The organism is Corallococcus macrosporus DSM 14697 (genome assembly GCF_002305895.1).
In the GTDB taxonomy this organism is placed as follows: Bacteria; Myxococcota; Myxococcia; order Myxococcales; family Myxococcaceae; genus Myxococcus; species Myxococcus macrosporus.
The window spans coordinates 8,562,875-8,588,325 of the sequence record NZ_CP022203.1; the positions used below are offsets into that span (position 1 = coordinate 8,562,875).

The 25,451-nt window shown below is 72.0% G+C and carries 19 protein-coding genes and 3 pseudogenes; 10 read left to right on the forward strand and 12 right to left on the reverse strand.

What is annotated here, in order from left to right:
* Positions 1-402 precede the first annotated feature (402 nt).
* Both MYMAC_RS34845 and MYMAC_RS38775 read right to left on the reverse strand, forming a co-directional pair.
* A pseudogene (locus MYMAC_RS34845) lies at positions 403-1,751 on the reverse strand (hypothetical protein).
* 177 nt (positions 1,752-1,928) lie between these two features.
* Positions 1,929-2,071: pseudogene (locus MYMAC_RS38775) on the reverse strand (IS701 family transposase); the annotation flags it as partial.
* A gap of 95 nt (positions 2,072-2,166) precedes the next feature.
* On the opposite strand from MYMAC_RS38775, the pseudogene MYMAC_RS34855 reads away from it, so the two are divergent.
* Positions 2,167-2,490: pseudogene (locus tag MYMAC_RS34855) on the forward strand (tyrosine-type recombinase/integrase); the annotation flags it as partial.
* A gap of 26 nt (positions 2,491-2,516) precedes the next feature.
* Here the strand turns inward: MYMAC_RS34855 and MYMAC_RS34860 are convergent.
* Both MYMAC_RS34860 and MYMAC_RS34865 read right to left on the reverse strand, forming a co-directional pair.
* A complete protein-coding gene (locus MYMAC_RS34860) occupies positions 2,517-3,266 on the reverse strand; it encodes an SIMPL domain-containing protein (protein ID WP_043709923.1) in 750 nt (249 codons plus the stop codon).
* Between the two features lie 155 nt (positions 3,267-3,421).
* Positions 3,422-4,057, reverse strand: coding sequence for a hemerythrin domain-containing protein (locus MYMAC_RS34865; RefSeq protein WP_013937140.1), 636 nt, complete (start codon positions 4,055-4,057; stop codon positions 3,422-3,424).
* Positions 4,058-4,402: 345 nt separating this feature from the next.
* Here MYMAC_RS34865 and MYMAC_RS34870 point away from each other — a divergent pair, with 345 nt between their 5' ends.
* Positions 4,403-5,374, forward strand: coding sequence for a PDR/VanB family oxidoreductase (locus MYMAC_RS34870; protein ID WP_095961205.1), 972 nt, complete (start codon positions 4,403-4,405; stop codon positions 5,372-5,374).
* A 17-nt stretch (positions 5,375-5,391) separates the two neighbouring features.
* Here the strand turns inward: MYMAC_RS34870 and MYMAC_RS38485 are convergent, their stop codons facing one another.
* Positions 5,392-9,426, reverse strand: coding sequence for a two-component regulator propeller domain-containing protein (locus MYMAC_RS38485; RefSeq protein WP_095961206.1), 4,035 nt, complete (start codon positions 9,424-9,426; stop codon positions 5,392-5,394).
* 412 nt (positions 9,427-9,838) lie between these two features.
* Here MYMAC_RS38485 and MYMAC_RS34880 point away from each other — a divergent pair, with 412 nt between their 5' ends.
* Complete coding sequence (locus tag MYMAC_RS34880; protein ID WP_239989204.1) at positions 9,839-10,510, forward strand: hypothetical protein; 672 nt, start codon at positions 9,839-9,841, stop codon at positions 10,508-10,510.
* A 32-nt stretch (positions 10,511-10,542) separates the two neighbouring features.
* Here the strand turns inward: MYMAC_RS34880 and MYMAC_RS34885 are convergent, their stop codons facing one another.
* Positions 10,543-12,897, reverse strand: a complete 2,355-nt coding sequence (locus tag MYMAC_RS34885; RefSeq protein WP_095961208.1) for a serine/threonine protein kinase — start codon at positions 12,895-12,897, stop codon at positions 10,543-10,545.
* Between the two features lie 369 nt (positions 12,898-13,266).
* Between MYMAC_RS34885 and MYMAC_RS34890 the strand changes: the two genes are divergently transcribed.
* Both MYMAC_RS34890 and MYMAC_RS34895 read left to right on the forward strand, forming a co-directional pair.
* Complete coding sequence (locus tag MYMAC_RS34890; protein WP_239989205.1) at positions 13,267-15,003, forward strand: S8 family serine peptidase; 1,737 nt, start codon at positions 13,267-13,269, stop codon at positions 15,001-15,003.
* 109 nt (positions 15,004-15,112) lie between these two features.
* Positions 15,113-15,790: an outer membrane beta-barrel protein gene (locus MYMAC_RS34895; protein ID WP_095961210.1), complete on the forward strand. Its 678-nt coding sequence runs from the start codon at positions 15,113-15,115 to the stop codon at positions 15,788-15,790.
* Positions 15,791-15,841: 51 nt separating this feature from the next.
* On the opposite strand, the gene MYMAC_RS34900 is transcribed toward MYMAC_RS34895, so the two are convergent.
* Positions 15,842-16,300 carry a DUF2267 domain-containing protein gene (locus MYMAC_RS34900; RefSeq protein ID WP_013937133.1) on the reverse strand — a complete coding sequence of 153 codons (459 nt, stop codon included), beginning with the start codon at positions 16,298-16,300 and terminating at the stop codon, positions 15,842-15,844.
* A 424-nt stretch (positions 16,301-16,724) separates the two neighbouring features.
* Between MYMAC_RS34900 and MYMAC_RS34905 the strand changes: the two genes are divergently transcribed.
* The 3 genes from MYMAC_RS34905 (at position 16,725) to MYMAC_RS37080 (ending at position 19,012) form a co-directional block, all read left to right on the forward strand.
* Entirely contained in the window at positions 16,725-17,135 is a 411-nt protein-coding gene (locus tag MYMAC_RS34905; RefSeq protein ID WP_204817233.1) for a hypothetical protein, read from the forward strand.
* A 172-nt stretch (positions 17,136-17,307) separates the two neighbouring features.
* Complete coding sequence (locus tag MYMAC_RS34910) at positions 17,308-18,471, forward strand: cytochrome-c peroxidase (protein ID WP_095961212.1); 1,164 nt, start codon at positions 17,308-17,310, stop codon at positions 18,469-18,471.
* A 313-nt stretch (positions 18,472-18,784) separates the two neighbouring features.
* Positions 18,785-19,012 carry a hypothetical protein gene (locus tag MYMAC_RS37080; protein WP_170114689.1) on the forward strand — a complete coding sequence of 76 codons (228 nt, stop codon included), beginning with the start codon at positions 18,785-18,787 and terminating at the stop codon, positions 19,010-19,012.
* 288 nt (positions 19,013-19,300) lie between these two features.
* Here MYMAC_RS37080 and MYMAC_RS34920 read toward each other — a convergent pair whose 3' ends face one another.
* The 4 genes from MYMAC_RS34920 to MYMAC_RS34935 all read right to left on the reverse strand — a co-directional run bounded on the left by MYMAC_RS34920 (position 19,301) and on the right by MYMAC_RS34935 (position 23,228).
* Complete coding sequence (locus MYMAC_RS34920; protein WP_095961213.1) at positions 19,301-20,707, reverse strand: M24 family metallopeptidase; 1,407 nt, start codon at positions 20,705-20,707, stop codon at positions 19,301-19,303.
* A 121-nt stretch (positions 20,708-20,828) separates the two neighbouring features.
* Positions 20,829-21,203 (reverse strand): hypothetical protein, encoded by a 375-nt coding sequence (locus tag MYMAC_RS34925; protein WP_095961214.1) that lies wholly within the window; start codon positions 21,201-21,203, stop codon positions 20,829-20,831.
* Positions 21,204-21,554: 351 nt separating this feature from the next.
* On the reverse strand, positions 21,555-22,745 hold the full coding sequence (locus MYMAC_RS34930) for a Kelch repeat-containing protein (RefSeq protein WP_095961215.1): 1,191 nt from the start codon (positions 22,743-22,745) through the stop codon (positions 21,555-21,557).
* A gap of 177 nt (positions 22,746-22,922) precedes the next feature.
* Positions 22,923-23,228 carry a DUF2171 domain-containing protein gene (locus MYMAC_RS34935; RefSeq protein ID WP_095961216.1) on the reverse strand — a complete coding sequence of 102 codons (306 nt, stop codon included), beginning with the start codon at positions 23,226-23,228 and terminating at the stop codon, positions 22,923-22,925.
* A gap of 264 nt (positions 23,229-23,492) precedes the next feature.
* On the opposite strand from MYMAC_RS34935, the gene MYMAC_RS34940 reads away from it, so the two are divergent.
* On the forward strand, positions 23,493-23,690 hold the full coding sequence (locus MYMAC_RS34940) for a hypothetical protein (protein WP_013937124.1): 198 nt from the start codon (positions 23,493-23,495) through the stop codon (positions 23,688-23,690).
* Between the two features lie 58 nt (positions 23,691-23,748).
* Positions 23,749-24,297, forward strand: a complete 549-nt coding sequence (locus tag MYMAC_RS34945; RefSeq protein WP_095961217.1) for a hypothetical protein — start codon at positions 23,749-23,751, stop codon at positions 24,295-24,297.
* 12 nt (positions 24,298-24,309) lie between these two features.
* Here the strand turns inward: MYMAC_RS34945 and MYMAC_RS34950 are convergent, their stop codons facing one another.
* The gene (locus MYMAC_RS34950) at positions 24,310-25,323 is read right to left on the reverse strand and encodes an ABC transporter ATP-binding protein (protein ID WP_095961218.1); all 1,014 of its coding nucleotides are present in this window, start codon (positions 25,321-25,323) and stop codon (positions 24,310-24,312) included.
* Positions 25,324-25,451: the final 128 nt, after the last annotated feature.

Consider the following 25,451-nt stretch of genomic DNA (forward strand, 5'->3'; position numbering starts at 1 on the left):
ACGCCGTCGAGTCCCCGGCCCCCGAGAGAGGTAGGACGCGACGCAAGTCGAGAGCGCGCGGCTTCGATGCCCTCCAGGGAGCGCTTCACCTCTGCGATGGCGTCGAGGGTTGCCTGACGCACGGCTGCGGCGCTCCGCACTCCACCTCCGACAGCTACGGACGCGGTGCCAGTTGCGTCGTGTCGTGGGCTCAAATTCCGCCACAACCGTTGCTGGGCTTCGGGCCCGGAGATTGAGAATGGAGAAGCGTCCGACACACGTGGAGGCTCATCGTTTGGCGTGTGCTCCCACGCGGAGGACGGGGCCACGCGCGGCGCGGCGTACAGCGTTCCGCCAAGCCCGGAGGCATGCGCCATCGCAGCGCCCCCTGTGGCCAACATCGCCACCACCCACAGCAGGACGTCAGCGCGCATTGTCCACCCCCAGGCCCACCGACGCAAAAGCCCCCGGCCGCAGCGCCCCTTCCACCGTGGGGAAGAGCAGCGTGCCTCCCGTCCCCATCGCGTAGAGCTTCCCTCCCAGGAATCTCCAGCGCACTTCCGCCGCTCCCAGGTAGCGCACCCCGGGTTGCCCCATGCCGACGCCCAGGCCCTTCAACGCCACTTCCAGGCTGCGCTCGAAGAGCTGCACCGCCACGCGCCCGTCCACGTCGAAGCGCCCCCAGGAGAACGCCTCCGCGCCCAGCGACAGCTTCAGGTGCTTGTTGAGGCCCCTGTAGCTGACGGCGTCCCAGCCCACTTCGGCCTCACCGAATGCGGAGTAGCCGTCCGGGAAGCCAGCATTCGCGAGCGGTACGCCCTCCGTGCCCGCGGCTGGAAGCGCGCCAGCTCGTAGTCCGCTCCGAAGAAGCCTTGCCGGAAGCCGCCTTGCTGGCGCCGCGCCTCCAGCCGCAACCGCAGGTGGAGTGTCTCCGTCCGCGTGTCCAGCCCCGCGCCCGCGACAGCCCCCCATGCGCCGCCCTCGCCAGGACGTCCGCCCCACCCAGCAATCACGTGGACCTCATGGTCAGGCCGCAACAACACCCCCGCCGTTGCGTCCAGGTGCGCCAGCGTCACCGAGGCCGCGCGTCCACCTGCCCGTCCCCAGTCATGCACGGCGGACACCGCGAGCGTGTAACGGCCCCGCTGCTTCGGCTGGCCAAAGAGGATGTGCTCCATGTCCAGGGCCACCTCCGCGCCCATCAGCCGCGCGCCCAGCACGTCGGAGGCGAAGGCTTCCGTGTAGAGGGGGCCAGCCTCGCCAGTGAAGATGCCTCCCGCCGGGTGGTAGTCGGGATTCGTGCGGTTGGAGTAGCGGCGGACCAGATGCCCGGAGAGGAGCCGGTGTTCCTCCAGGGGCCCAAACCAGATACCCACGGGCGCGTTGTCCGAGCCGAACTTGAGGCCACGGACGAGCCGCCCCCAGTCCGAGAGGGAGTCCCAGTCCTCACGCCGCACAATCCCCACGCCCTCACCACCGCCCCACATCCGGAAGCGCACGGGCGCCCCCACGTTGACGCCGAATTCGGGGCCACCGTCGATGATGAGCGTGGGCTCCACCTGGATGAAGCCGTCGTCACCACCAGCGCCCGCGCGAGGAAGCAGAGCGAACGCCGTCGCCTCCAGGCGCGTCAGGTAGTGCCACCTGCGCGGGGGCGAAGCCGTTGCGGTGGATGAGGTCTCTTCCTCGGACAAGGGAGGCTCCGAGGCCCATCCCTTCATCGGTAACAGCAACAGCAGCAGCGCGGCCAGACACCTTCGCTTCCTGTGCATACACGCCTCCTAACACTACTGCGTCAGGGGCCCGAGGGGTGGACGGGGAGGCCGAGCAGGCGACGAGAGGTGCGGTGCTGGTTGGCGCGGTGGCAGGTGGGGCAGCGCGGCAACCAGGTGGCAATCACCCGCGCCATCGCGAGTCGTGCGGTGATGAAGCTGTCGTGGAAGTGGCGCTCAGGCCGAGAGGGGCTGCACGTGGGCTTCAGCCGCCCTTCGGGCCGAGGGGGAAAACGCCGCGTGCGTTCGGCCACGAGGAAGGCGTAGCAGCACAGCGCGACGGAGACATGGTGATGCCAGCCCGGGAAGCGGCGGCCTTCGTTTGAGGAAGCCCGTGTCGTCCACAATCCACGCTTCCACCGAATCCCGCCGCGTCATCGCCTCCAGCGCGTACCTCGCCGATTTGCTGGAAGTACTTCTCAAGCCGCTACACCGCAGCCGCGTTCATGAAGGAGTCCATACCTCCTTCGTTAGCTGGCACGACCTGCGGCACACCTATGGCAGCCACCTCGCCATGCGCGGCGTCCCCCTGAAGGTCATCCAGGAGTTGATGGGCCACGCCACCATCGACATGACGATGCGGTACGCCCACCTCTCCCCAGAGACACGCGAGAACGCCGTGCAGCAACTCGAGCAGCCCAGCCCCTTCCAACAGGCCGCTTCGGGTCACACCACCGAAGGGGCACACTGGGGGCACACGCCTGCACCACGGCAATGGAGCACCCCAGCAAGCCTTTGATATTGATGGGCGACTGACGACCTCGACTACTCGATGACGAAGGTGAGCGTCACCCGCGCCTGCACCGTCTGCTCCTCCGGCTGGATGGGCGTGGACATCGCCCGGCCATCCGCCGCGGCCTCCGTCATCGCGAAGCGCGCCGGGTAGAACTGCGGGGGCTCCGCCACCGTGCTCGCGTCGAGCACCGTCCCCAGCTTCGCGTTCAGCGACGCGGCCAGCACCTCCGCCGACTTGCGCGCCCGCGCCACCGCCTGCCGCAGCGCCTCACCCTGCACCGCCTCCTGGCGGCTCAGACCGAAGCGCACCGAGTCCACCCGGTTCGCGCCCGCAGCCAGGGCCTTGTCCAGCAGGGGGCCCACGCGCGACAGGTCCTTCACGTGGACACTCACCAGGTTGCTCACCCGGTAGCCCCGCAGCTTCGGCTCCGTCTGGTTGGGGAGCGGCGGCGCGTAGTCCGGGTACACCGAGTAGTTGCGCGTCTGGATGTCCCGCTTGGCGATGCCCGCGGACGTCAGCGCCGCAATCACCTTCTCCATGCGCTTCGCGTTCTGCTCGCCCGCCGCCTTCACGTTGGGCGCCAGCGTCTCCACCGCCACGTCGATGAAGGCCTCGTCGGGCTGCGCCTTCACCTCGCCCGTGCCCTCCACGCGAATCGTCCGCGCGTTCACCAGGGACTGCGCGCGCGGCGCCGGGACGGGCTGAGGCTGCGCGACGGCCGTCACGCCAGTGAACAACATCGCGGTCAGCAACACGCTACGAACAGGTCGGGCAAACATGGGGCCTCCTCAGGCATGGGCCGCTGCGGGCTCGTACTGCAACGTCCTTACCCCTTGGAACGGCCGCCCTCTGGCGGCATTCACTTTCCCCACGCCATCGCCCGGAGCGCTCCCTCCCCCACGCGGAGAGAAGGAGCGCCAGGCCCGGCGGAGTGTTACGGACTGGCGGCTTCGGCGCCCGTCATCTCGCGCACCACCTGACGGGGGCCCCGGCCCGCGACGGAGCGCACCTTCGTGGTGGCCTTGCGCCGCGCGGCCCGCAGCGCGTCCCGCCCCATGTCCATCACCGCCGACACCGCGCCCGCGACCAGGTTGGCCGGCGGCGTGTCCGGCGCCATCGGGTGCGGCCGCGTGGGCGCCCCCTTCCGCGCCATCTCCAGCACGTCGCCCATCGTCCGGAGCTCCTGCGGACGGAAGACCTTCTTCAGCGCCGGGAAGAGCTGGCCCTCCTCCTGGAGCACGTGCGCGCGCACGTTCTCCATCAGCACCTGCACCTTCGCGTCGAAGCGCTCCGCCTCCGGCGACATGCCATCCAGCTCCGCCAGCAGCCACTTCACCACGTGGTGCTCCTCCAGGAAGCGCAGCACCTCCGGCCCCAGCTCCTCCGAGCGCGAGCGCACCGCCGGGTAGAACACCTGCTCCTCGATGACCGCGTGCACGGACAGCTCGGTGACCAACTGGTCCACCAGCCGGCGCTTCAGCTTGTGGGCGTTGGGGCCCGCCTTCTCGAACTTCCGGAACAACTGCTCCACCGTCTTGTGGTCCGCCTTCAGCAACGCGATGGCATCCATGGATTCACCTCCAAGAGAGTCGTTGGCCGCTCCGGGAGCGTCCCGAGCGCCGCCTCTCTGGCGCAGCGCGGCATGCCCAGCATGGTGGTGATGGCGCCGCATGGATGCCGGGACGACCTGAAGACAGCCGGGCCGGACGGCTGCTCCCCAGGCGGACAAGCGGCGCGCGGACACGGCGCGGACTCAGGGCGGCGCGCGCGCCCCCTCCGCACCGCCTGGGACGTGACGGGCGCCGAGACTCCCGGGCAATCACCCGTGGGCGTTCCGCGGCCCAATGTCCGTGCCACCGTCCCCCGGATGGATGGGGGTGCGTCGCTTTGGAGACTGGGGAAGGGGAGCACCGTGATGAATGACATCCTGCGGGTCCGGGTCGCGCGCATCACTCGCGAGGCCGAGGACATCCTGTCGTACGAGCTGGTCGCGGCGGAGGGCAGCCCCCTGCCCCCCTTCGAGGCCGGTGCCCACCTGGAGGTCCACGTCCCGGGCCCGGGAGACTTCAAGCGCTCGTATTCACTCTGCAACGACCCGGAGGAGGCCCACCGCTACGTCATCGCCGTGGCCCGGGACGCCAGGGGGCGCGGGGGCTCGCGCGCCATGCATGAGCGGGTGCACGAAGGGGACGTGCTGGAGGTGAGGGCGCCCCGCAACAACTTCCCGCTCCTGTTCGCGCGCGGCTACGTGCTCGTGGCGGGGGGCATTGGCATCACGCCCATCCTGTCCATGGCGCGCATGCTCCAGCGCACCAGCGCGGAGTACACGCTGTACTACTGCGCGCGAGCGCCCGGCCGCGCCGCCTTCCACGAGCTGCTCTCCCAGCCGCCCTTCGCCGAGCGCGTGCGCTTCTCCTTCGACGGCGGCGACCCGAGCCAGGGGCTGGACGTGAAGGCCCTGCTGGCCACGCGCCTGCCAGGGGCGCGGCTGTACTGCTGCGGCCCTTCCGGGCTGATGAAGGCCGTGCGCGACGCCGCCACCCTGCACCGCTGGCCCTGGGAGAAGGTGCACTTCGAGTCCTTCACCGCCGAGGGCGCCAGCGCCGCCTCGGGCCGGGAGGAGCAGGGCTTCGAGGTGACCATCCGCAGCACGGGGCAGGTGCTGCAGGTGCCCGCGGGGCAGTCGGTGCTCAACGTGCTGCGCCGCAATGGGGTGCGCATCCCGAGCGACTGCGAGGCAGGCACGTGCGGCACCTGCGTCACGCGCGTCTGCGATGGCCAGCCCGACCACCGCGACACCTTCTTCCAGACGGAGCCCGCGGGTGACCAGCGCATGCTCGTCTGCGTGTCGCGCGCCCGCTCCAAGCGGCTGGTGCTGGACCTCTGACGTGGCCGGGCCGGGCGCTACGCCGCCCGGCCCGACGCCTCGCGGCGGGCACGCGCCACTTCGGACCGGACGAGCTGACGCAGGGCCTCCGGGTCGAAGGGCTTCTCCACGCGCGGGTTGCCCACCCGCTCCAGGAACGTCCGCGCGGTGGCCGTGAAGGCGCCGCCCGTGATGAACACGATGCGCTCGGCCGCTCGCGGGTCCACCCGCGCGAGCGCGTCGTACAGGTCCATCCCCGTCATCTCCGGCATCATCAAGTCACAGAGCACCACGTCGTAACGCGCCTCGGCCCCCGTCAGCAGCTCCAGTGCCCGCCGCGCGCTCACCAGCACCTCCACGTCGTTCTCCCGCGACAGGGTGCGGCGGATGGCGCCGCTCACCAGCGCATCGTCGTCCACCACCAGCACCCGTCCTCGCGCCGCCTCCGGGGCTGGCGTCGCCTGGGGCTCCGGACGGGCGCCGTGCATCGCGGGCGATTCGCCCGAGCCCGTCCCCCCCGAGGACAGGGCCGGCGCCGACGCCGCGGGCCCGTCCTCGGCCCGAGGCCGCGTCCGGACGGGCGTGTCCGCATTGGCGCCGGCCGGGGACGCGCCGCCACGCACCTCGCGGTCCGGGGAGGTGGACGGCGCCTCGCCAGACACCGCGTGGGTGGACGCGGGTGCACCTTCCCCCGCCCCGCCCATGGACGGGCCCGTGTCCGGTGACGGCGACACGCCTCCTGGAGCATTGACGTCCTGCATGACCATCCGCCCCGCGTTCTCCTGGCCCGCCGCCAGGGTGTCGGAACCCGCTGCCTCGCCCGCCGTGCGCTTCGCATGCGGCGGCGGCGCGGACGCCGGCTGCCCAGGGGCCGTGTCCTCCGACGCGGCCCGCAGCGTCACGCGGAACACCGAGCCCCGCCCGGCCTCGCTGTCCACGGCGATGGTGCCGCCCATGGCCGTCAGGTAGGCGTGGCACAGCGACAGCCCCAGCCCCGTGCCCACCCCCACCGGCTTCGTCGTGTAGAAGGGGTCGAAGATGCGGCCGAGCAGCTCGGGCGAAATCCCGCTGCCCGTGTCACGCACCTCCGCCACCACCCGTCCATCCGGCCCCAGGCGCGTGACGAGCCGCACCTCGTTCGACTCCGCGTGCCCCTCCGGCAGGGCCTGCGCCGCGTTGATGAGCAGGTTGAGGAACACCTGCGCCAGGCGCGCCTCGTTCCCCTCCACGCGCGGCACGTCGCCGTAGTCGCGCACCAGCTTCGCGCGGGGGCGCAGCTCGCCCATGGCGATCTTCACCGCCGAGTCGAGCACCGCGTGCAGCGCCACCGGCCCCTGCTTCTCGTCATCCGGCCGGGAGAACATCTTCAGGTCCTGGACGATGCGCCGCACCCGGTCCGCGCCCAGCAGCGCCTCGCGCAGCGCCTGATTGACGTCCTTCAAGCGCGCGCCCACGTCGTCGCGCGTCCCGTCCAGCTCCCGCGCCAGCGCGTCCGCTTCATCGCTGGCGTGCTCCAGGTTCGACACGATGTACGCCAGCGGGTTGTTGATTTCGTGTCCCACGCCCGCCGCGAGCTGCCCCACCGCCGCCAGCCGGCCCGTCTGGACGAGCTGCGCCTGCGCCTGCCGGAGCGTGCGCATGTTCGCCTCCAGCTCCGCGTTGGCCCGCGCCAGCGCCTGCGTCCGGTCCTTCACGCGCTCCGCCAGCCACCGCTCGCGGTCCTTCAACTGCCCCACGCGCAGCAGGTACACGCTGACGCCCAGCACCCCCACGCCCAGCACGCACAGCAGCCAGAAGCCGGTGCGTTGCCACAGCTTCGCCTCCAGCACGACGTCCAGGGACACCGGCTCGGTCCACCCGTCGTCCCGGCCCTTCGCCTGGACCTCGAAGCGATAGCTGCCCGGCCGCAGGCTGTTGTACAGCGCCCGCCGCGCCTCCGCGTGCACCCAGGTGTCGTCGTGGCCCACCAGCCGGTAGCGGAAGGGCAGCCGCGCCGCGTCCACGGGCGTGAAGGCCGTGAAGCGAATCTCCAGCCGCGAGGCCCCCGGCTCCAGCTCCACCGGCCCCTCCACCGGCACCGGCTTGCCCTGCACGCGCACCTCTTCAATCCGCACCTCGGGCGGCTGCCGGCTCGCGCGCACCCGCACCGGGTCCACCACGATGGCGCCGCGCAGGTTGGTGAACCACAGCCGCCCGTCCTGCCCCCGCCACGCCGAAGGCTGCGTGTTGCCGTTGCACTCCGCGCTGCGCATGCCGTCGCGCGTGTCGAAGTCCAGCGTCGTCAGGCGCGGGCGCTCGCCATCCGCCACCGCCTCCAGGTCGCGCCGGGACACCCGGGACACGCCCTTGTTGCTGCTCATCCACAGCGAGCCGTCCCCGTCCGGCACCAGGCTGAACACCGCGTCGTCGTACAGTCCCTGCGCCATGGTCCAGCGCGCCCAGGTGTCATCGCGCCAGCGGCCCAGCCCCGTCTCCGTGCCCACCCACACCGTGCCGTCCGGGTCCGCGTGCAGCGCCAGCACCAAATCACCCGGCAGCCCGTCCTGCTGCGTGAAGCGCTGGAAGCCCTTCTGCTCGCCGTCCCAGCGCGCCAGCCCCGTGTCCGAGCCGAACCACACCCGGCCGCGCGCGTCCTCCACCATGACGATGATGGGGTTGGTGAAGCCCTGCTTCGGGCCGTACACCGTCACGCCGCCAGCGTGCAGCCGCGCCAGCCCCGTCTGCGTGCCCAGCCACGTGTTGCCCCGCGAGTCCACCAGGATGGCCGTCACCACGTCATGCGGCAGCCCCTGCGCGCGCGACACCCGCGTGAAGCGCTGGCCGTCATACCGGTACGCGCCGTTGAGCGTGCCCACCCACAGCGTCCCGTCGGGGGCCTCGTGCATCGCGGGGATGACGCTCTCCGGCAGGCCCTGCTCGGCGCCCACGTGGTGGAACGTCTTGTCCTCGTACCGGAACAGGCCGCTGGTGGTGCCCAGCCACAGCACGCCGCGCCGGTCCTCCAGCACCGCGCTGACCGTCTCGTCGGCCAGGCCTTCCGGGATGCCATACGTGGCGAAGGGGCCGTCGCGCAGGCGCATCAGGCCCGAATAGGTGCCCACCCACAGGTGGCCGTCCCGGTCCTCCAGCAGCGACAGCACCGCGGCCTCCGCCGTCCACGCCATGCCGGGCACCGGCTCGCTGAAGCCCTTCGCGTTGTGCCGCGTCAGGCCGCCGCGCTGCGTGCCCACCCAGAGGTTGCCGTCGCTGTCGGCGGACAAGGCGTTGACGGAGAGGGTCGGCAGGCCCTCGTCGGTCGTGAAGCGCCGGGCCACCACGCCATTCCAGGAGTAGAGGCCCTCGCGCGTCCCCAGCCAGAGCACGCCCGTCGCGTCGCGGCGCAGCGCCATCACGTAGGGCCGGGGCTCCGGCCCGGGGAAGGGGAACGGCGCCGGCTCCAAGCGCCCGTCCACCCAGCGGGCCAGCCCCTCCGGCGTGCCCACCCAGAGCGACGTGCCCTCCCCTGGCGTCAGCGACGTGACGTGGGAGGCGGGCAGGCCATCCGCGACGGTGTACTGGCGCGCCACGCCCTCACCCAACGGCACCTGCCAGAGACCCGCCGACGTCCCCACCCAGAGCACGCCGTCCGCCGCCACCAGCGTCTCCACCCGCGCGGACTCCAGCGACGCGGCGGCGCCCGGGGCCCGCTCGAAGCGGCCCTGGCGGTACGCCACCAGCCCCTGGCCCGTGCCCAGCCACAGCGTGCCGGACGCGTCCTCCGCGAGCGCCTTGATGGTGTGGTTGCGCAGCTCCGGCGCGTTGCGCCGGTCGAACACGGTGAAGCGCGCCCCGTCGAAGCGGGCCAGCCCCTCCCAGGTGCCCAGCCAGAGGTAGCCGTCGCGCGTCTGCACCATGGACAGCAGGCTGTTCTGCGGCAGCCCGTCGTCGCTGCGCCACACGTCCTGGCTGTACTGCGAGACACGGCGCTGCGGGTCCAGGGCCATGCCCGGCGTCGCCAGGAAGAGCCCCGCGAAGAAGAACCACCCGATGAACCCCCGCCTGAGAGCGCGGGCTCGCTGCCCCGGAGTGCGCATGTCGGGCCGCAGTGTCAGGCAGAAACGGCCCAGAGGCCACACGCCCCCGAATTCACCGGAAGTGGAACGTTCAGTGAACGGTCTTGGCGGCAGCGGCGGGGGACCGGCCTCCTCCCCCTGTACAGCCCCACCGACTTCCCCCCGCCGCTGCCGCCGCGTCCGCCACCACCTGTGGAGCCGGAAACCGCACTCCCGGCTCCGCCATGGCCATGGCCATTGCGCGCCCGGCGAGGAGACCCCGATGGTGGAGGAGGCCTCCGACGCGTCGCGCAGAGGTGAAGATGCGAGCCACCGCCCCACCGCGCCACTGCGGGAATGCGACACCCGGGGTGTCCCCTGGTCGAACCCGGTGGAGCCCTGAGGCGCACGTCCTCCCGTCCGGTCTATGCTCCGCGCGCCGAAGAGAGGGTGGATGAGCGACGGGTCGTTGTTTGCGACGGACCAGGTGACCACGCAGGCGCGGTACCAGTGGCACCTGTGGGTGGCGGATGTGCTGGACCTGGGGACCTCCGTCCTCGTGGGCTGGGCCGCGCTGCGTGCCCTGGAGCAGGAGCGCGCGCCCCTGGCGATGCTGCTGGCCATGGCCCTGGCGTGGCTCACCGCCTCCGCCGTGGGCGGGGTGACGGGCCGCACCTTCTGGAGGCAGGTGGCGGGCGTGACGCTGGTGCGAGGGGAGCGCACGGCCGGGCTGCTGCCAGGGCTGGCCCGCGCCTTCACCACGCCGCTGGACCTGCTGCTGAACGTCGTGCTGCTGCGCCGGCCGCTGGACACGCTGCTCGGCCTCCACGCGGCGCCCGTCCCCGCCGGCGTGGGCGCTCGCCTCAAGGGCGTGGCGCTCCAGTCGCCCTGGCTTGGGGTGCTGGCGGGCGCGGTGTGGCTGCTCGTCACGCCCACCCGGGCGGAGATGCTTCAGTACCTGGGCCGGACGCTGACCGGGTGGCACTGCTGCCACGGCACGCGCGAGGTGACGTGGCAGTGCCGCACGTCCCTGGACCGCGCGGTGCGCGACGCGCGCGGCGGAGACGCCCAGGCGAAGACGCTGGTCGCCGACTGCCCCGTGGCGGAGGCGCGGCTCGGGGAGTGAGCGCCCGCGTCCCCCCCGGACGCGGAGCCCCGTCAGCGCACCTTCACCCGCAGCTCGCCCTCCTTGCAGAGGACGCCGATGTAGCCGGAGCCGACGTCGAAGTTCGCGTTGTGCCGGAAGCGGCTCGCCGTCTTGCGCTCCCCGGCCTTGAGCACGCCCAGCCAGGCCGTCTTGCGGATGTCCTTCACCACGTAGCAGTCCGACCAGTCGAAGGACTCGTGGTTCTGGACCTCCACGCCGGGGTCGAGGAGTCCGCCCACCCCGCCCTGCTCGCTCGCGTGGCCCCGCAGCGTGCGCTTCGCGGGGGCCTCGGCCACGATGGCATCCGGCGCACCCGAGTCAGCCTCGGCGGCCTCCGCGGGCGTCTCCTCCTGCGCCGCCGCATCGGAGGCTTCCCCCTGTCCTGGGGCCGCCACGAAGAGGTCCTCCGAGGCGTTGAGCGCGCGGTCGTCCAGCTCGAGGAACGCGCGCAGGGGCCGCAACATCCCGCCGCCCCGGGCCGGACGCACCACCCGGGCCCGGCCCAGCACCTCGCGCTTGCCGTTCTTCAGCGGCCCCAGCACGTCCATCTCCATGCCTGGCAGGAACGCCCGTCCGGCGCCCCGGTCGACATAGGCTCGCCCGTTCGCCTTGCGAATCAGGAGCACCTTCGCGGGCGTGGCGTAGACGACGGCCGGCTCGGCGGGGGCCGCTGGCTTCTTCGGAGGTGTCTTCACCGGCGCCGCGCGAGGCGCCCGGGCCCGCGCTGGCTCCTCCTCGTCGGGCGCCGCGCGCACCGAGGACGGCGCGGCCTCCACCTCGGGCGCCCCCGGCCCGCCCGCGGCGACCACCGCCGGGCTGGCCTCGGCGCCCACGCCCGCGTCCTGCCCGGCAGCCGCCTCGGCGGGCGCCACCGGCGGCGCGGTGGCCACTGCCCTGGCCGGGTCTGGCGGCGCGACCGCTCCGGAGGCGCCGCCCGCCGTGTCCGGGCCCCGCGGCGCCTCCGCCCCAGCGGCAACCACCGGCGCGCCCCCGGACGACTGGACGAACAGCGCGGTGACGGCGGAGGTGGCAATCAGCAGCAACACGACGATGGCGACATAGAGCCCCACCGGCCGCTTCCGGGCGGCCTGCGCCTCCAGCGCGGCCGCGGACGCCGCCGCGGGCGCGACGACGGGCCTCGCCCCGGCGGGGTCGCCGTCCGGCGCCACCCTGACGCTGGACGCGGGCCCGGAGGGCCGCCGCACCGTGGTGGCCCCCGTGCCCAGGTCATCCTCGCCCTCCGCGTAGATGGCGCCGGGACGGGCCACGCCGCCCGACTGGGACGTGGGCCGCCCCGTGGGGCCGCGCATCAGCGTGGGCTCGAAGCCCGCCGCCGGCTGCGGCCCCGTGCCATAGCCGGGCGCGGGCGTGCGGCGGTGGTTGGAGGACGAGGACACCTTGGAGATGAGCTTGCGCTGCGCGTCGAACGCGTCCGGACACAACCCGCGCACGAAGTGCCCCACCTCCTCGGCGCCCATGGCGGCGCCCGAGCGCACCAGCTCCGCGTTCAGCGCGCGCCCCAGCTCGTCCGCCCGCATGTAGCGGCCGTCCGGGCGGGCCTCCAGCGCGCGGCGCACCACGGCGTCCAGCGCGGCGTCCACGTCCGGCCGCAGCTCGCTCAGCGAGGGGACCACCGGCTGCGACATGGCCGCCATCATCTCCCCCACCGTCCCGTGGGGGATGAGGGGCCGGCCCGCCAGCATCTCCCACACCACGACGCCACACGAATAGATGTCGCTGCGGTGGTCCAGGGGCTCGGCGCGCACCTGCTCGGGGGACATGTACCCCAGCTTCCCCATCACCGTGGACGGCAGCGTGTACTTGCTGCGCGCCGCGGACTTGGCGAGGCCGAAGTCGATGACCTTCACCTCGCCCTCGTAGGACACCATGACGTTGTGCGGGGACACGTCGCGGTGGACGATGCCCAGCGGCGAGCCGTCCGGCCCCGCCTTGCGGTGCGCGTAGCCCAGCCCCTCCGCGATGCGCTGGCCCAGGAACAGCGCCACCGGCACCGGCACCGCCACGCCCTGCGCGCGCGCCTGCTCCAGCAGGTAGGCCAGGTCCACGCCGGCCACGTACTCCAGCGCCATGAAGTACGTGCCGTCCGCCTCGCCCATGTCGTACACCTGGGCGATGGAGGAATGCACCAGGTGCACCAGCACCTTGGCCTCGTGGTGGAACCGGTCCAGGAACTGACGGTCCTTCAGGAGCGCCGGCAGTATCGTCTTCACGATGCACGGCTTTTCGAAGCCGGCCGCGCCGCTGATCTTCGCCAGGAACACCTCCCCCATGCCGCCCTGGCCCAGGGGGTGGACGAGCTCATAGCGCCCGAGGAAGCGGGGGGACTCTGTAGGGACGGTACTCATGGCGTCTGGAGGCAGCGAAGCACCCGGAAGCGGACGGAATCAAGCAGCGGGCGACTTCCTTCCCACCGACACCACCGAGGCCTTGGACGCAAAGCCGCCCACCTTGGAGGCCGGGAGCGCGTCTGGCAGTGCGCCCGCTCCGTACCCGTCGGGCAGGGTGGGTGTTCAGGAGCGCGGTGACCGCCGGGTGCGCGCGTGAAGGCAATCCCCACGTGGACGGCCTTCCTCCGCTCAACACACGGGGTGTGAACCGGAGCACCCCGGCCAGGGAGGCGCCCCCCGGGCCGTTGCCACGCTTTCGTGAAGTGCGCTCCCTGGGGGATGCGCGCCTGGGACCTCCTCCGGGCGCCGTTCGGGAAGGAGCGGCTCATGAAGCGGTGGGGACTCATGGGGCTGTTGGCACTCGCGGCCTGTGGGCCGGACGACTCCTCCGACAAGGGAGCACAGAGCCAGGTCTGCCCCAACATCATCGCCGGCTCCCTCTCCGAACCCGTGGAGACGCGGAGCGTCCATTCCCCCCTGGTGGGCGACGACGGCCGGCAGCGGGTCATCATCCGCTACAAGGACGCCCTGGCGGTGCGGGCCGCCTCGCGCGTGGAGCAGGTGGGTGGCCAGGTGACGGCCACCTTCCGCTCCACCCCGGCGGTGGCGGCGCGGCTGACGCCCCAGGAGCAGCGGGCGCTGCTGGCCGGGGACCCCACGGTGGAGCGCATCGAGCTGGACCAGGAGTGGCGCGCGCTGGCCCCCGCCACCGCGCCGGCGTCCTCCTTCCTGAGCTCGGCGCTCCAAGGCGTCACGGCGCGCGAGCTCTCCGCCGGCCTGCGCAAGGTCCAGGCGAACGAGGTGTGGGATTGGGATGGGGACGGGCTGCCGGACCCGGGCCGGCCCACGGGCGCGGGCGTGCGGCTGTGCGTCGTCGACAGCGGCCTGGATTTGGAGCACCCGGAGCTGCGGGACGCCGTGGTCGCCGGACGAGACTTGCTGGAGGATGACGACACGCCCTCCGACTTCAGCAGCGGCCATGGCTGGGGCACCGGCCACGGCACGCACGTGGCGGGCATCATCGCGGCGCGGCCGGGCCAGGGCGGGCTCGGCGCGCCCTACGTGGAGTCCACCGGGGTGATGGGCGTGGCGCCGGGCGTGGAGCTCATCATCGCCCGGGTGCTGGACCTCCACGGCCGCACGCACATGAGCTTCGTCCTGGCGGCGGTGGAGTACTGCGCCGAGCAGGGCGCCAAGGTCATCTCCCTGTCGCTGGGCGGCGGCGCGCCCACCCGGACGGCGTTCGAGGTCTTCGAGGCGGCCCACGCCCAGGGCATCCTGGTGGTGGCCGCGGCGGGCAACAGCGGCAGCCAGGTGGTGGACTACCCGGCGTCGGACCCGCATGTGCTGGCGGTGGGCGCGGTGGACGCGCAGGACCGCCGGGCCTCCTTCTCCTCGGGTGGAAGCCAGCTCGGGCTGATGGCCCCGGGCGTGGACGTGCTGTCCACCTTCCCGCGCGGGCAGGGCGCCTTCTCCACGGTGGACGTGCGCGGCACGCAGCCGCTGTCGCGCTCGCTGCTGTATGGCCCCATCCAGAACAAGTGGGGCAAGCTGGTGGACTGCGGCGGCGGCGAGTCCCTGGACTCGTGCCAGGGCAGCACCTGCAGCGGCTTCGTGGCGTACGTGCGGCAGGGCGAGGTGCCCACCGACATCGCCATGGTCAACGTGATGAAGCAGGGCGCGCGCGCCGTCATCTTCGGCAACTCGCGGCCGGAGGGCGGCGTGGACATCCTGGCCATGCCGCGGCGCGGGCAGTGGGTGCCCGCCGTCACCATCACCCAGGCCGGAGGCACCGTGCTGCACCGGATGCAGGGAGCGCTGGCCCGCCTCAGCATGAGCGCGGCGGACTACGCCTATATGTCCGGCACCTCCATGGCCGCGCCCTACGTGAGCGGCGTGGCCGCGCTGCTCTTCAGCGCCCGTCCCTCCGCCAAGCCGGACCAGGTGAAGCACGCCCTGCTGTCCTCCGCGAAGGACCTGGGCCCCTCCGGCTTCGACGAAGGCCATGGCCACGGGCTGGTGCAGGCCCGGCACGCGCTGGAGGTCCTCACCCAGGTGCCCTGAGGGGTGGGAAGGACGGCCGCACCAGGTGCCCCACGGCCCGCGTGGGCCTGATTGCCAGGCCCTCCCGCGCGAGCCACGTTGCCTTCGGACGCGAACAAAGGAGTCCGTCATGAAGGCACTCGTACGTGGCGCGCTGTGCGCGGCGGCCCTCTGGGGCGGCGCGGCGCTGGCCCAGGCCGCTGACCGGCCCGCCTCGGAGCGGCGCATGCGCTCCGCGGAGACCGTGGATTTCCAGGACGCGGGGCGGAACCAGGCCGACACCGGCATCTACGCCCAGTTGGGCGGCGGCCTGGAGGGCTACACGGGCCAGCTCGCCCCGGAGGTCACTCCCGGCTTCTCCTACGGCGCCGCCCTGGGCTACCGGCCGCATGCGTTCTTCGCCGTCGAGCTGGGCTACAGCGGCGGCATCAGCGACATCGACAGCCGCCTGGGGCTGCTCGATGACGGCGAGGGCGGGCCGGACCTCGTGCGCAACGCCGGCCAGGCCGTCGTGGTGGGCAACTTCACCGACACCCGGCTCCAGCCCTACGTCCTGACGGGCATCGGCCTGGACCGGTACAACGTCCGCAATGACGCCCGGGGCGCGGTGCGCGGCTTCTCGGATGACACCAGCGGCTACGTCCCGGCCGGCGCGGGCCTGCGCTACCAGGTGGGCAAGCTCATCACCGCGGATGCCCGGGTGAACTACAACTTCCTGTTCGACCAGGACTTCGCCCCCGGCGGCCGCGCCCCCGGCGCGCTGGATGGCCGCTACTCGGCGGTGCTGTCGCTGGGTGGGACGTACTGACGGTGGAGGACTGGGCGTCCGGGGGTGCCCCGGGCGCCTCGCCCCGCGGCGTCAGTAGGGCCGGTCGACGTGGAGCCGCGCGGCGGACCACGTCCCCTGGAGCCAGGCGGGGAGCTGCTGCTCCAGCTTCTTCGCCTCCGCCTCGGTGAGCTGCGCGTGGAGCGCGGCGAACACGCCGTGCAGCACCAGCCGCACGTTCTCCGGTTCGGCGTTCAGGTGGTTGGCCACCATCAGGTAGAAATCGTCACGGTCCAGCTTCGCGGGGGCCTCGCCCTGGTGACGGTGACAGCCACGTAGCAATTCGCGCACGTCCGGCGCGAGCTGCTCGCGAAGGTGCGCCACCCACGACCCCGACAGCCGCTCCGTCAGCGCACAGAACACCGCCTCGGCGGCCTTGTCCGCCTCGTAATCCGGAATCTGGGAGGATATTGCGTCCAGAAACGATTTGCGGTCCGTCCCCACGCCCTGCCCTGTCCACGAGGGCGTGCGCTCCTGCTTCTGTATCGACATGGTGTCGTCTCCTCTCCCTGCCCCTTCACCGTGGGGGTGCGCGGGGGCGCTGACAGCAGACCGCGCGGCGGAGGCAGGGCCGCCCGGCCCATGGATTCAATGGACGACAGCAAGTCCAGACATGCCCGGAATCGGGACCTGAATGTCCGCCGTGGGGGCGGGGCCCCGCGACCGGACGCGTCAGGCGTCTGTCTTTGATTCCACCGATGACTCCAACTGATGGCGCTTCACGAGGCGTGCTTGTCTGGAAGCACGCGGCGTCCCGCGCCGCCCTGAACTCCGGGGAATTGTTCAAAGCCCGGCGCTGAAAAGAATGCGCGGGGTGGCTGGAATGAATTCCCATCGCAATTGTCTTGGGCGCGCATCGTAGACCGCCTGCACGGCGGCCTTGCCGCCATCTCAACCACCAAGAATTGAGGATTTCATGTATCGCATTGCCGTAGCCGCCCTGGTCCTTGCCGCTTCCGGTTGCGCCACCACGGGCGGTGGCGGTGGCCGTGAGGGCAACGCCACCATCGCCGGCGTCGTTCGTCTGCCGGAGAGCGGGCTGCGTGCGGAGGACGCGTGCGGGCAGCTCCAGGTCATCGTGGCGTCGCCGGCCGCGCCCACCCAGGGCATGGGCGATTCGATGGTGAAGCCGAGCCGCGGCAACCGCTGCTCGTTCACGGTATCGGGCGTGCCCAGCAACACCGACCTCCAGGTGGGGCTCGCGGTGGGCGGTGGCCTGAAGTGCGAGACGGGCGCCGCGCCGACCGTCACCCCGGAGCCGTCCACGGTGAAGGTCAGCGACTACGGCACCGCCACGCGCGACTTCGCCCTGAGCTGCGGCGCCTGAGCGCCTGAAGCCCGCCGTTGACGCCGCCGCGCCCGCCCTCCCCGGAGGACAGGGCCGGCGGCGTCACGCCATCAGCACGAACTCGTCCTCCGAGCAAGGGGCCTTGTGGATTGATTCGCGTCGAAGGGGACGCGAAGCTGCGGGGGTCCTTCGCAGAAAGACGAGTCGGGTGATGATTTCGTACCGCTTGCGCGCCGTGACGCTCGCCCTGGCCCTGGGCGGGTCGGGCATGGCGTGTGAATCCGAAGAGCCCTTCCCCAACCTCGACGAGTTGGACCAGCTCCGCAGCCTGCACAGCCTGGGGCGGCAGCCCCCGAAGGACGCCACCAACCGGATGGACGGGGTCGCGCGCGCCGAGGCGCTGGGCGACCTGCTCTTCCACGACAGCGGCCTGTCGCGCTGCGGGACGGTGTCCTGCGCGAACTGCCACGGCGGCGAGGGCCTGACGGTGCCCACCGCCAAGGCGGAGGGCTGTGACGGGCACCTGTCCGAGCGCAACCCGCCCACGCTGCTGAACGTGGCCTACAACCGCTGGTTCATGTGGGACGGACGGGCGGACCGGCTCTGGAGCCAGGCCATCCTGCCCATGCTCAACCCGGTGGAGATGAACGCGGACGCCCAGGTGGTGCGGGCGCGCCTCACCGCGGTGGAGACGTACACCGCCGAGTACCAGGCCCTCTTCGGCACGGCGCCCGCGGACGAGACGGACCCGGCGCTGCTGGCCAACGTGGGCAAGCTGCTGGCGGCCTACCAGCGGACGCTGGTGCGCATCGACGCGCCCTTCGACGCGGACGTGCGGCGCTTCATCACGGCGGCGGAGGCCGGCCAGGCGGAGGCGGACCCGGCGTACCTAGGCCTGAAGACGTTCCTGCGCAAGGGCCAGTGCATCGTCTGCCACAAGGGGCCGGCGCTCACCGACGACCTGTTCCACAACATCGGCGTGGGGGACAGCGGCCCGGGCGCGGGCGGCCAGTGGAGCGTGCTGGAGCCGCTGCTGGACTGGGAGTTCAACGCCGCCAGCCGCTACAGCGACGCGCCCACCGGCACCATCGCGGCGCGGCTCCAGACGCTGCGCACCCAGGCGGACCGGGTGACGCTGGAGGGCGCGTTCCGCACGCCGTCGCTGCGCAACGTGGCGCTGACGGCGCCGTACATGCACACCGGCGCGCAGGCCACCCTGGAAGACGTCGTCGACTTCTACAACGAGGGCGGCGACGCGGCCGGCAGCTTCGTGGGCACGAAGACGGTCACCATGGTGCCGCTGGACCTGACGAACGAGGAGAAGCGCGCGCTGGTGACGCTGCTCCAGTCGATGACGGGGGCCGCGCCCCCCTGACGCCGGCGGGGCGCTGGCACGACTTCACGCCGGAAATGTCCCAGGTGGCGAAGATGCCGCCAGGGTCGAGCGCCAGGGCGCTCCAGGGGAAGGGAGCCCTGGTCCTCTCGTCCCCCGCCCTGGCCACGTCGCTGCTGAAGCTCGCCATCGACGGGCCCGGGGACTGGACCGTCTTCACGCTCGCCGCGATGCCGGCGCGCGTGCGGGTGCCCGACGCCGGGCGCGCCCGGAATCTCCAGGCTGCCACGCACGGCGTCTCCATCTTCGCGACCTGCGCGAGCGGGATGAAGCGGCCGGGCACGAGCACACCCATGTGGCGCGCTACCTCGGGACGGCTTGGGAACACCTGGGAGCGCCTTGCGTCACGGAAGCCAGCAACACCCACGTCGAGATGACGTTGGACGAGGATGGAAGGCCCGTCCTCGCCATCGAGCGGCTGAACGACTCTCTTGAGACTGAGTTGCACGTCATCCGCAGGGCAGGCACGGACTGGTTGGCCCTGGGGGCCCGCTATTACAACCACGTCGTCATCGGGTCGTGAGCAGCGCCTCCCCCATGAGACGTTCAGTCTGGTCGTTGCTCGCGACAACGGGCCCTGGTTGGCTTGGAGTGACTCTGGGCCGGGGGTCCAGCACAACAAAGAGTTGCTATCGCAAGCGCCGCGCCACGGGTTGGGAGCCCAAACAGTACATGGGGAACGAACGGTTGTTTGGGTTCCTGCTCGACGAAGACGGAAGCCCCTGGGCCTTGTTGGGTGACGACGTCGTGCGGCCACAGCAGGTCTTGCCGCGAGCGGCCTCGGAGTGAGGCCGCTCGCCATGCGCCACACTCAACGCACCAGGTGGAAGTCCGTCTGACGCTTCCAGGCCCAGTGCACGCGGCCCTCGGCATCGATGGTGATGTCCTCCTCCTGCGCCGAGCGCACCCGCTGGCCGTTCCACTCCGGCACCGCGGACGTGGCCTGGAGCTCGATGGAGTACCACTGGTTCGCAATCACCTTGTGGTCACCATTGCCGGGCACGCCCTCCTGCCGGTCCCACAGGCCCACCATGGGGCCGGCGCCGTGGCCGTGCAGGCCAATGGGGTGCGAATACACGGTGCCGTCGATGCCCTCGGCGCGCATGCGCTCGAGGGAGGCGCGGAGGATGTCGTTGCCCGTGCGGCCGGGGCGCAGCTCCTCGAAGACGATGTCCTGCAGCCGGTTGGACGTCTTCAGCGCGGCCTTCAGTCCTTCGGGGACGTCCGTCTCGCCCTCGCGCAGCACGTAGCCCATGTGCTGGGTGTCCGTGTTGAGGCCCAGCGCGGTGACGCCGTAGTCGCAGTGCAGCACGTCGCCGCGCTGGATGACGGGGTCGTCCCCCAGCTCCTTCTCCGTGACACCCTGACGCTGGAGGTCCACCGAAGGCTGGAACCACGTCTCCAGGCCCAGGTCCGCCAGGCGCTGCCGCATCCACCACTCCACGTCACGGGTGGTGGTGACGCCCGGGGTGATGACCTGGTTGGAGAAGGCCGTCTCGATGATGTTCCATGCCAGCTTCGTCTGCTCCTCGTAGAAGCGGGCCTCGTCCGCGCCGCGCCAGGCGAGCAAGTCCACCGCCAGCCCGTCCACCGAGGTGAAGCGCTTCACCCAGTCCGGCCCGAGCGCCTCCGCCATGCCTTCGTATTCGCCATGGCTGAGGCCGTCCGCGAAGGCGAAGGTGCGCGACACGTTGAGGGCGATGCGCGTGGGCTGGCGCTCCTCCACCACCTGCTTGAGCACCTGCCACTGCTCGGGGCCCCACAGCTCGGCCTCGCGGCTCACACCACCGCCGTCCACCTGCCGCTGCGCGCGGCGCGGCGTGTACAGGCCTCCCTGCGAACCACCGCCCAGCGCGAGCCGCTCCACGCCCTGCTCCGGGCCCCGGTCGAAGAAGACGTAGATGGTCCGGCGGCGCGCGGCGAACGACGTGGGCGAGACGAGCGCCTTGAAGACGGGGTCCTCGTTGTACTCGCGCATGGGGATGACCCACATGTCCACGCCGTACTGGCGCATGAGTTGGGGCAGGGCCTTCTCCACGCGCTCGGCCAGCCACGCCTGCCGGCGCTTCGCCTGCTCACGCAGGGTGCCGAAGGGACGCTCGGGGGCCGGGGACTTCGCCTCGGCCGGGGCGGCGGCCGGTGCCTGCGAAGATGGAGCAACGGTGGCGCAGGAGGTGGAGAGCAGCAGCGGGGCAAGCAACAGGGTCCGGGTGCGCATGGCCGCGCAGTCTGTCATGCGCGGCGACGTGGCGCGCGTGGACTTCGCGCGTCACCCCGCGCACGGACTCCGTGAGGCCGGAGACTCCAGAACGCGCGGAGCAGCCGTCAATTCGCCGGAGTCAGGGCACGCCCATACAGGCCGCGTCATCCACGCCACACGATGCGCGCAGGCGAGCTTCGTCGGGCGCCTGCTGGCAGCCGCTCGCGACAGCCGCGTCGAGCTCATCGATGCGCACGCGCATGCACTGCACACAGCCCGCCTTCGCGCCCGTGTCGGTTCGCGACAGGTCCGGCTCCACCGCCGCGTAGGCGGCGATGACGTCCGCCTCGCACTGCTCGCGTGACACCGTCAGGGCGCCGCACCGCGCCTCATACGCGCAGGCGGACGAGGCCACACGCTCCGACCAGCCCGCGTAAGAGAGCTGCGGCAGCTCGGAGCCCCCACACGCCACGAGCCACGCGCACACCACCAGCGACGCCATCCTCGGATTCATGGCCGCATCTCACCCGGCTCCGGTGCGCGCGTCACCTCCCCTTTCTCCCGCCTGCCCGCTCGCCGTGAAGCCCGGCCCGCCCGCGCCCGACGCGGCCCCGCCCCAACCGGGGGCCTGTCACACCTGGCGCGCGCGCCACATGCGCCCGACGCAGCTCCGCCCCGACCGGGGGCCTGTCACACCCGGTGCGCTCGCCACACGTGCCCATGCGCAGTCAGGCCAGCAAGACTCACGCATCGGCGCCAGCCGCGAGAGCCGCGCACCCCATTCACGGTGACGCCAGCGCCCCACACGCGCCGGCACCAACCGCGTGAGCGTCACCCCCTCACAACGGGGCCAGCGAGCCACACGTCACTCGCCCCGCCCAGCGGCGGAGAGCTCCACCACGGGCTCGCTGCCGCTGGCCCCACGCGCCGCGCACGGCGCCACGTCACAGGCGCCCGGCACATAGCGCTCGCTCTCGGAGAGCATGCCCATGGCCTCGTTGCCACCGCCCATCACCAGCACCGCGCCGTCGCCCAGCGCCAGCGCGCCCAGCTTCTCGCGCGGCTCCTCCAGCGCGGGCGCGGAGGACCAGGTGTCCGTCTTCAGGTCGAAGCGCTCCACCGACGCGAGCGCCCCCGTCGTGTAGTGCTCCCCGCCCATCATCAACACCGACCCATCCGGCAACACCACCGTGGCGTGGTGCTCGCGCGGCACCTGGGGCGCGCCCACCAGCGTCCACGCCCCCGTCTCCGGCGAATACACCTCCGCCGTGGCCGCCGCGCGCGCCGTGGTGCCGCCCACCACCAGCACCCGGCCATCCGGCAGCAACGTCACCGAGTGCGCCAGCCGGTGCGTGCCCGCGGCGCCGCCCACGGGCCCCGCCTTCTCCCAGAGCCCCGTCGCCGGGTCATACAGCTCCGCCTGCAAGCCACTCACGAACAAAGCCTTGCCGTTGGCCAGCACCACCGCCGTCCGCGCGCCACCTCGCGGGAAGCCCGAGGCCGACGCGGCGCTCCAGGTCTCCGTCTCCGGATTGAACAGCTCCGCCGAGCGCAGCGGCCGCTGGTCCACGTCCGTCCCGCCCGCCACGAGCACACGCCCGTCTGGCAGCAACACCGCCGCCGGGTCGTTCCGCCGCTCGGCCATGGGGCGCACCTCCGTCCACGTCCCGGTGGCCGGCGAATACACCTCGGCTTCCGCCAGCGCGCCCATCGCCACGCCGTTGGAGCCGCCCGTCACCAACACACGGCCATCCGCCAGCCGCACCGCGGCGTGGTTGCGCCGGCGCGTGCGCATGGCCCCTGTCTCCTGCCACCGGCCCGTCTGGGGCTCGAAGACCTCGCAGTTCCTCAAGGTGCGGTTCCCATCGTGCCCGCCCGAGGCCAGCACGCGCCCTCCCTCCAGCACCACGAAGGGCAGGAGCTTGCGTGGCGTGGACAGGGACAGCCCCTGTCCCACCGCCCCCGCTCCACCGTCCTCCGCGCGAGGCCCCGCGCTGCACGCGAACGTGAAAACAAAGAAGATGACCGTGACGCACGATGCCGAAAGCCGTTGCATGACCCACCTGGAATGCCCGTCGAAGCGGTCACGTCTAGCCTGACCGTCTGACATTCCAGGGCTGCCCGACCTGAGTGATTCCCGACGCTTACCCGCGACTCAGGGCCTGTCCGACACGCGCTTCAGAGCGGGCCGGAGCGGGCATGCAACGCCATGCGTCACTCGCTCTCTCGCGAATCAAGAGTCCCTGTCGACATTCACGGGCTCGCGCTCCAGGCCGTTGGCGTGGCGGGGTGGGAGCGCGCCGCCGTCGTCATCCACTTCCAGCGCGAGGAGCGGGTGGTCCGCGTTGACGAGATAGACGTCCTCGCCGCGGATGAAGTCCACGTCGGAGAACTCCACCAGGTAGTCGTGGCGGGGGATGGGCAGCAGCCCCCGCTCCAGCTCGAAGTGCGTGTCCCCGATGCCCGTCACGCGCCCGATGACCTCACCTGTCGCCGTCCGCACCGTCATGCCTTCGTGTACAGCGTCCGTCCGAATCATCCCGGCCTCCTCGCGCGCAAGTGCCCGGCCCGCATGGACCTCCCAGACAACAGTGCGAGCGGGCAGGACGGCGCGCACCTGCCGCGAGCCACGCGCTGGAGCGCTCGCGCCTCGGGCCCGCCACCGGACCACCGCACGAGCGCGGAGGCGCCCGTCCCCGGCGCCTGCCAGGAAGACGCGCGGCACCAGGCCGCCAACCCCTGGCCGCTCGGGCAGGCGGCGCGGGCCTGCGCGTGCCTAACGTTCCGGACAGGAGGTTGCATCATGCTGCTGGAACTGTCCGCCGTGGAGGCGCGCGATGTGAAACAGGCGTTGGACACGGCGCTGCGCACGCTCTTGGAAGAGATTTCCCAGACGGACCAACCGCCCTATCGCGACCTGCTGCGCGAACGATACGAGCGGCTGGACCAGCTCAACCGGCGGCTCGACATGACGCTGGAGGGTGACCAGGTCTACGCGTGACGCAAGCCGTCGCGGCCTGATTCCTCTCAGCCCCGGCAAGACACGTTAAGCTTGCCAGATGCGCATTCCGTCTCTCGCCCTCTTCCTGGCCCTCCCAGCCGCCCTGTCATGCTCGGCGACTGGCGCCGCGCCGACCTACCCGACGCCTCACGAGGTCTTCTTCCGCCACCCGGACCGGGTGCAGATATTCCTCGCGGACCATCCCAGCTCATGGGGCGGAGGCAGGTCCACCTGGCCCGAGGACATCGCGGAGGAGGACCTTCCGCACAGCGGCCCCACCTACGTGCTTCCCCGGGAAGGGCCCGAGCTGACCGCCGCGCAACGCAAGCGGCTGGCGGCCACCTACCTGCCCCCCAGCGCGCCCAATCCCTTCCCGCCCAGGAAGTGCATGTTCAACCCGGACATCGCCCTGCGCTACTGGCGCGGCAAGACGTACAGGGACATCGTGGTCTGCCTCGGCTGCATCAAGTTCGCCTTCATGGACGCAGACGGCAAACCCATCCCCAAGGAACACGCCGGCTACCTGGAGGACTACCTGTTCCTGCACGAGCTGGCCAAGGAGGCGTTCCCCGACCAGGACCTGAGTCACGGCCACTTCAAGCGGTAGGCACCGGGCCGCTCACAAGGCCCGCCCCGACTTCGCATCGAAGCGGCGCGACTTCGACGCGTCATACCGCAGCCACACCGGAGCGCCCGTGGGCCCCCGGAAGTCCCCGGCGGCGCGCGCGACCAGGCGCTCGCCCGCCACGTCCACCGTCACCCAGCTCTCCGCGCCCATGGGCTCCACCAGGTAGACGTGGCCCTCCAGCGCCCCGGGGGGCGGCGCGTCCTGGCCCACCTCCAGGTGCTCGGGACGCAGCCCCAGCACCACGTCCGCGTCCGGCAGGCCCAGCGTCCGGGGCTTCACCAGGTTGATGCGCGGCGCGCCGAAGAAGCCCGCCACGAACAGGTTCGCGGGCGCGTCGTACAGCTCGCGCGGCGGGGCCACCTGCTGCACCTCGCCCTGGTGCATCACCACCACGCGGTCCGACAGCGTCATCGCCTCCGCCTGGTCGTGGGTGACGTAGACGAAGGTGGCCTTGAGCTGTTCATGCAGCTTCTTGATTTCGCCGCGCATCTGCGTGCGCAGCGCCGCGTCCAGGTTGGACAGCGGCTCGTCGAAGAGGAACACCTTGGGGCGCCGCACCAGGGCCCGCCCCAGCGCCACGCGCTGCCGCTGGCCGCCGGACAGCGCCTTGGGCTTGCGTGACAGCAGCGCCTCCAGCCCCAGCAGCGACGCCACCTCGCGCACGCGCGCGTCGATGTCCGCCTTCGACAGCCCCGCCACCTTCAACGGGAAGGCGAGGTTCCTGGCCACGTCCAGGTGGGGGTAGAGCGCGTAGCTCTGGAACACCATGGCGATGTCCCGCTCGCGCGGCGACATGCCATTGACCACCGCGCCGTCGATGCGCAGCGTGCCGCCGGACAGCTCCTCCAGCCCGGCGATGAGGTTCAGCGTCGTGGACTTGCCGCAGCCCGACGGGCCCACCAGGGAGATGAACTCGCCGTCCGCGATGTCCAGGCTCACGCCCTTCACCGCGGCCACGCCGCCCCGGTACACCTTGCGCACGTCCTCCAGGGACACTGTCGCCAAACGCGCTGCCTCCCGGGCGCCCGGACGCCCCGTGTGTCACGCCGCCCCACCGGCGGGAAGCCGAAGCATCGCGCGCTCCGCCCGCAGGGCAAGCCCCATGGCGAGGGGCCGCCCGCCTCTGACCGCCA

Excerpts from the sequence above, each read along its gene's own strand:
- MYMAC_RS34920 (WP_095961213.1), bottom strand. The coding sequence starts at position 20,707 with ATGCGCACCCGGACCCTGTTGCTTGCCCCGCTGCTGCTCTCCACCTCC.
- MYMAC_RS34870 (WP_095961205.1), top strand. The coding sequence starts at position 4,403 with ATGAATGACATCCTGCGGGTCCGGGTCGCGCGCATCACTCGCGAGGCC.
- MYMAC_RS34865 (WP_013937140.1), bottom strand. The coding sequence starts at position 4,057 with ATGGATGCCATCGCGTTGCTGAAGGCGGACCACAAGACGGTGGAGCAG.
- MYMAC_RS34910 (WP_095961212.1), top strand. The coding sequence starts at position 17,308 with ATGATTTCGTACCGCTTGCGCGCCGTGACGCTCGCCCTGGCCCTGGGC.
- MYMAC_RS34890 (WP_239989205.1), top strand. The coding sequence starts at position 13,267 with ATGAAGCGGTGGGGACTCATGGGGCTGTTGGCACTCGCGGCCTGTGGG.
- MYMAC_RS34935 (WP_095961216.1), bottom strand. The coding sequence starts at position 23,228 with ATGATTCGGACGGACGCTGTACACGAAGGCATGACGGTGCGGACGGCG.
- MYMAC_RS34880 (WP_239989204.1), top strand. The coding sequence starts at position 9,839 with ATGAGCGACGGGTCGTTGTTTGCGACGGACCAGGTGACCACGCAGGCG.
- MYMAC_RS34925 (WP_095961214.1), bottom strand. The coding sequence starts at position 21,203 with ATGAATCCGAGGATGGCGTCGCTGGTGGTGTGCGCGTGGCTCGTGGCG.
- MYMAC_RS34945 (WP_095961217.1), top strand. The coding sequence starts at position 23,749 with ATGCGCATTCCGTCTCTCGCCCTCTTCCTGGCCCTCCCAGCCGCCCTG.
- MYMAC_RS34930 (WP_095961215.1), bottom strand. The coding sequence starts at position 22,745 with ATGCAACGGCTTTCGGCATCGTGCGTCACGGTCATCTTCTTTGTTTTC.
- MYMAC_RS34940 (WP_013937124.1), top strand. The coding sequence starts at position 23,493 with ATGCTGCTGGAACTGTCCGCCGTGGAGGCGCGCGATGTGAAACAGGCG.
- MYMAC_RS38485 (WP_095961206.1), bottom strand. The coding sequence starts at position 9,426 with ATGCGCACTCCGGGGCAGCGAGCCCGCGCTCTCAGGCGGGGGTTCATC.
- MYMAC_RS34905 (WP_204817233.1), top strand. The coding sequence starts at position 16,725 with ATGTATCGCATTGCCGTAGCCGCCCTGGTCCTTGCCGCTTCCGGTTGC.
- MYMAC_RS34900 (WP_013937133.1), bottom strand. The coding sequence starts at position 16,300 with ATGTCGATACAGAAGCAGGAGCGCACGCCCTCGTGGACAGGGCAGGGC.
- MYMAC_RS34895 (WP_095961210.1), top strand. The coding sequence starts at position 15,113 with ATGAAGGCACTCGTACGTGGCGCGCTGTGCGCGGCGGCCCTCTGGGGC.
- MYMAC_RS34885 (WP_095961208.1), bottom strand. The coding sequence starts at position 12,897 with ATGAGTACCGTCCCTACAGAGTCCCCCCGCTTCCTCGGGCGCTATGAG.
- MYMAC_RS34860 (WP_043709923.1), bottom strand. The coding sequence starts at position 3,266 with ATGTTTGCCCGACCTGTTCGTAGCGTGTTGCTGACCGCGATGTTGTTC.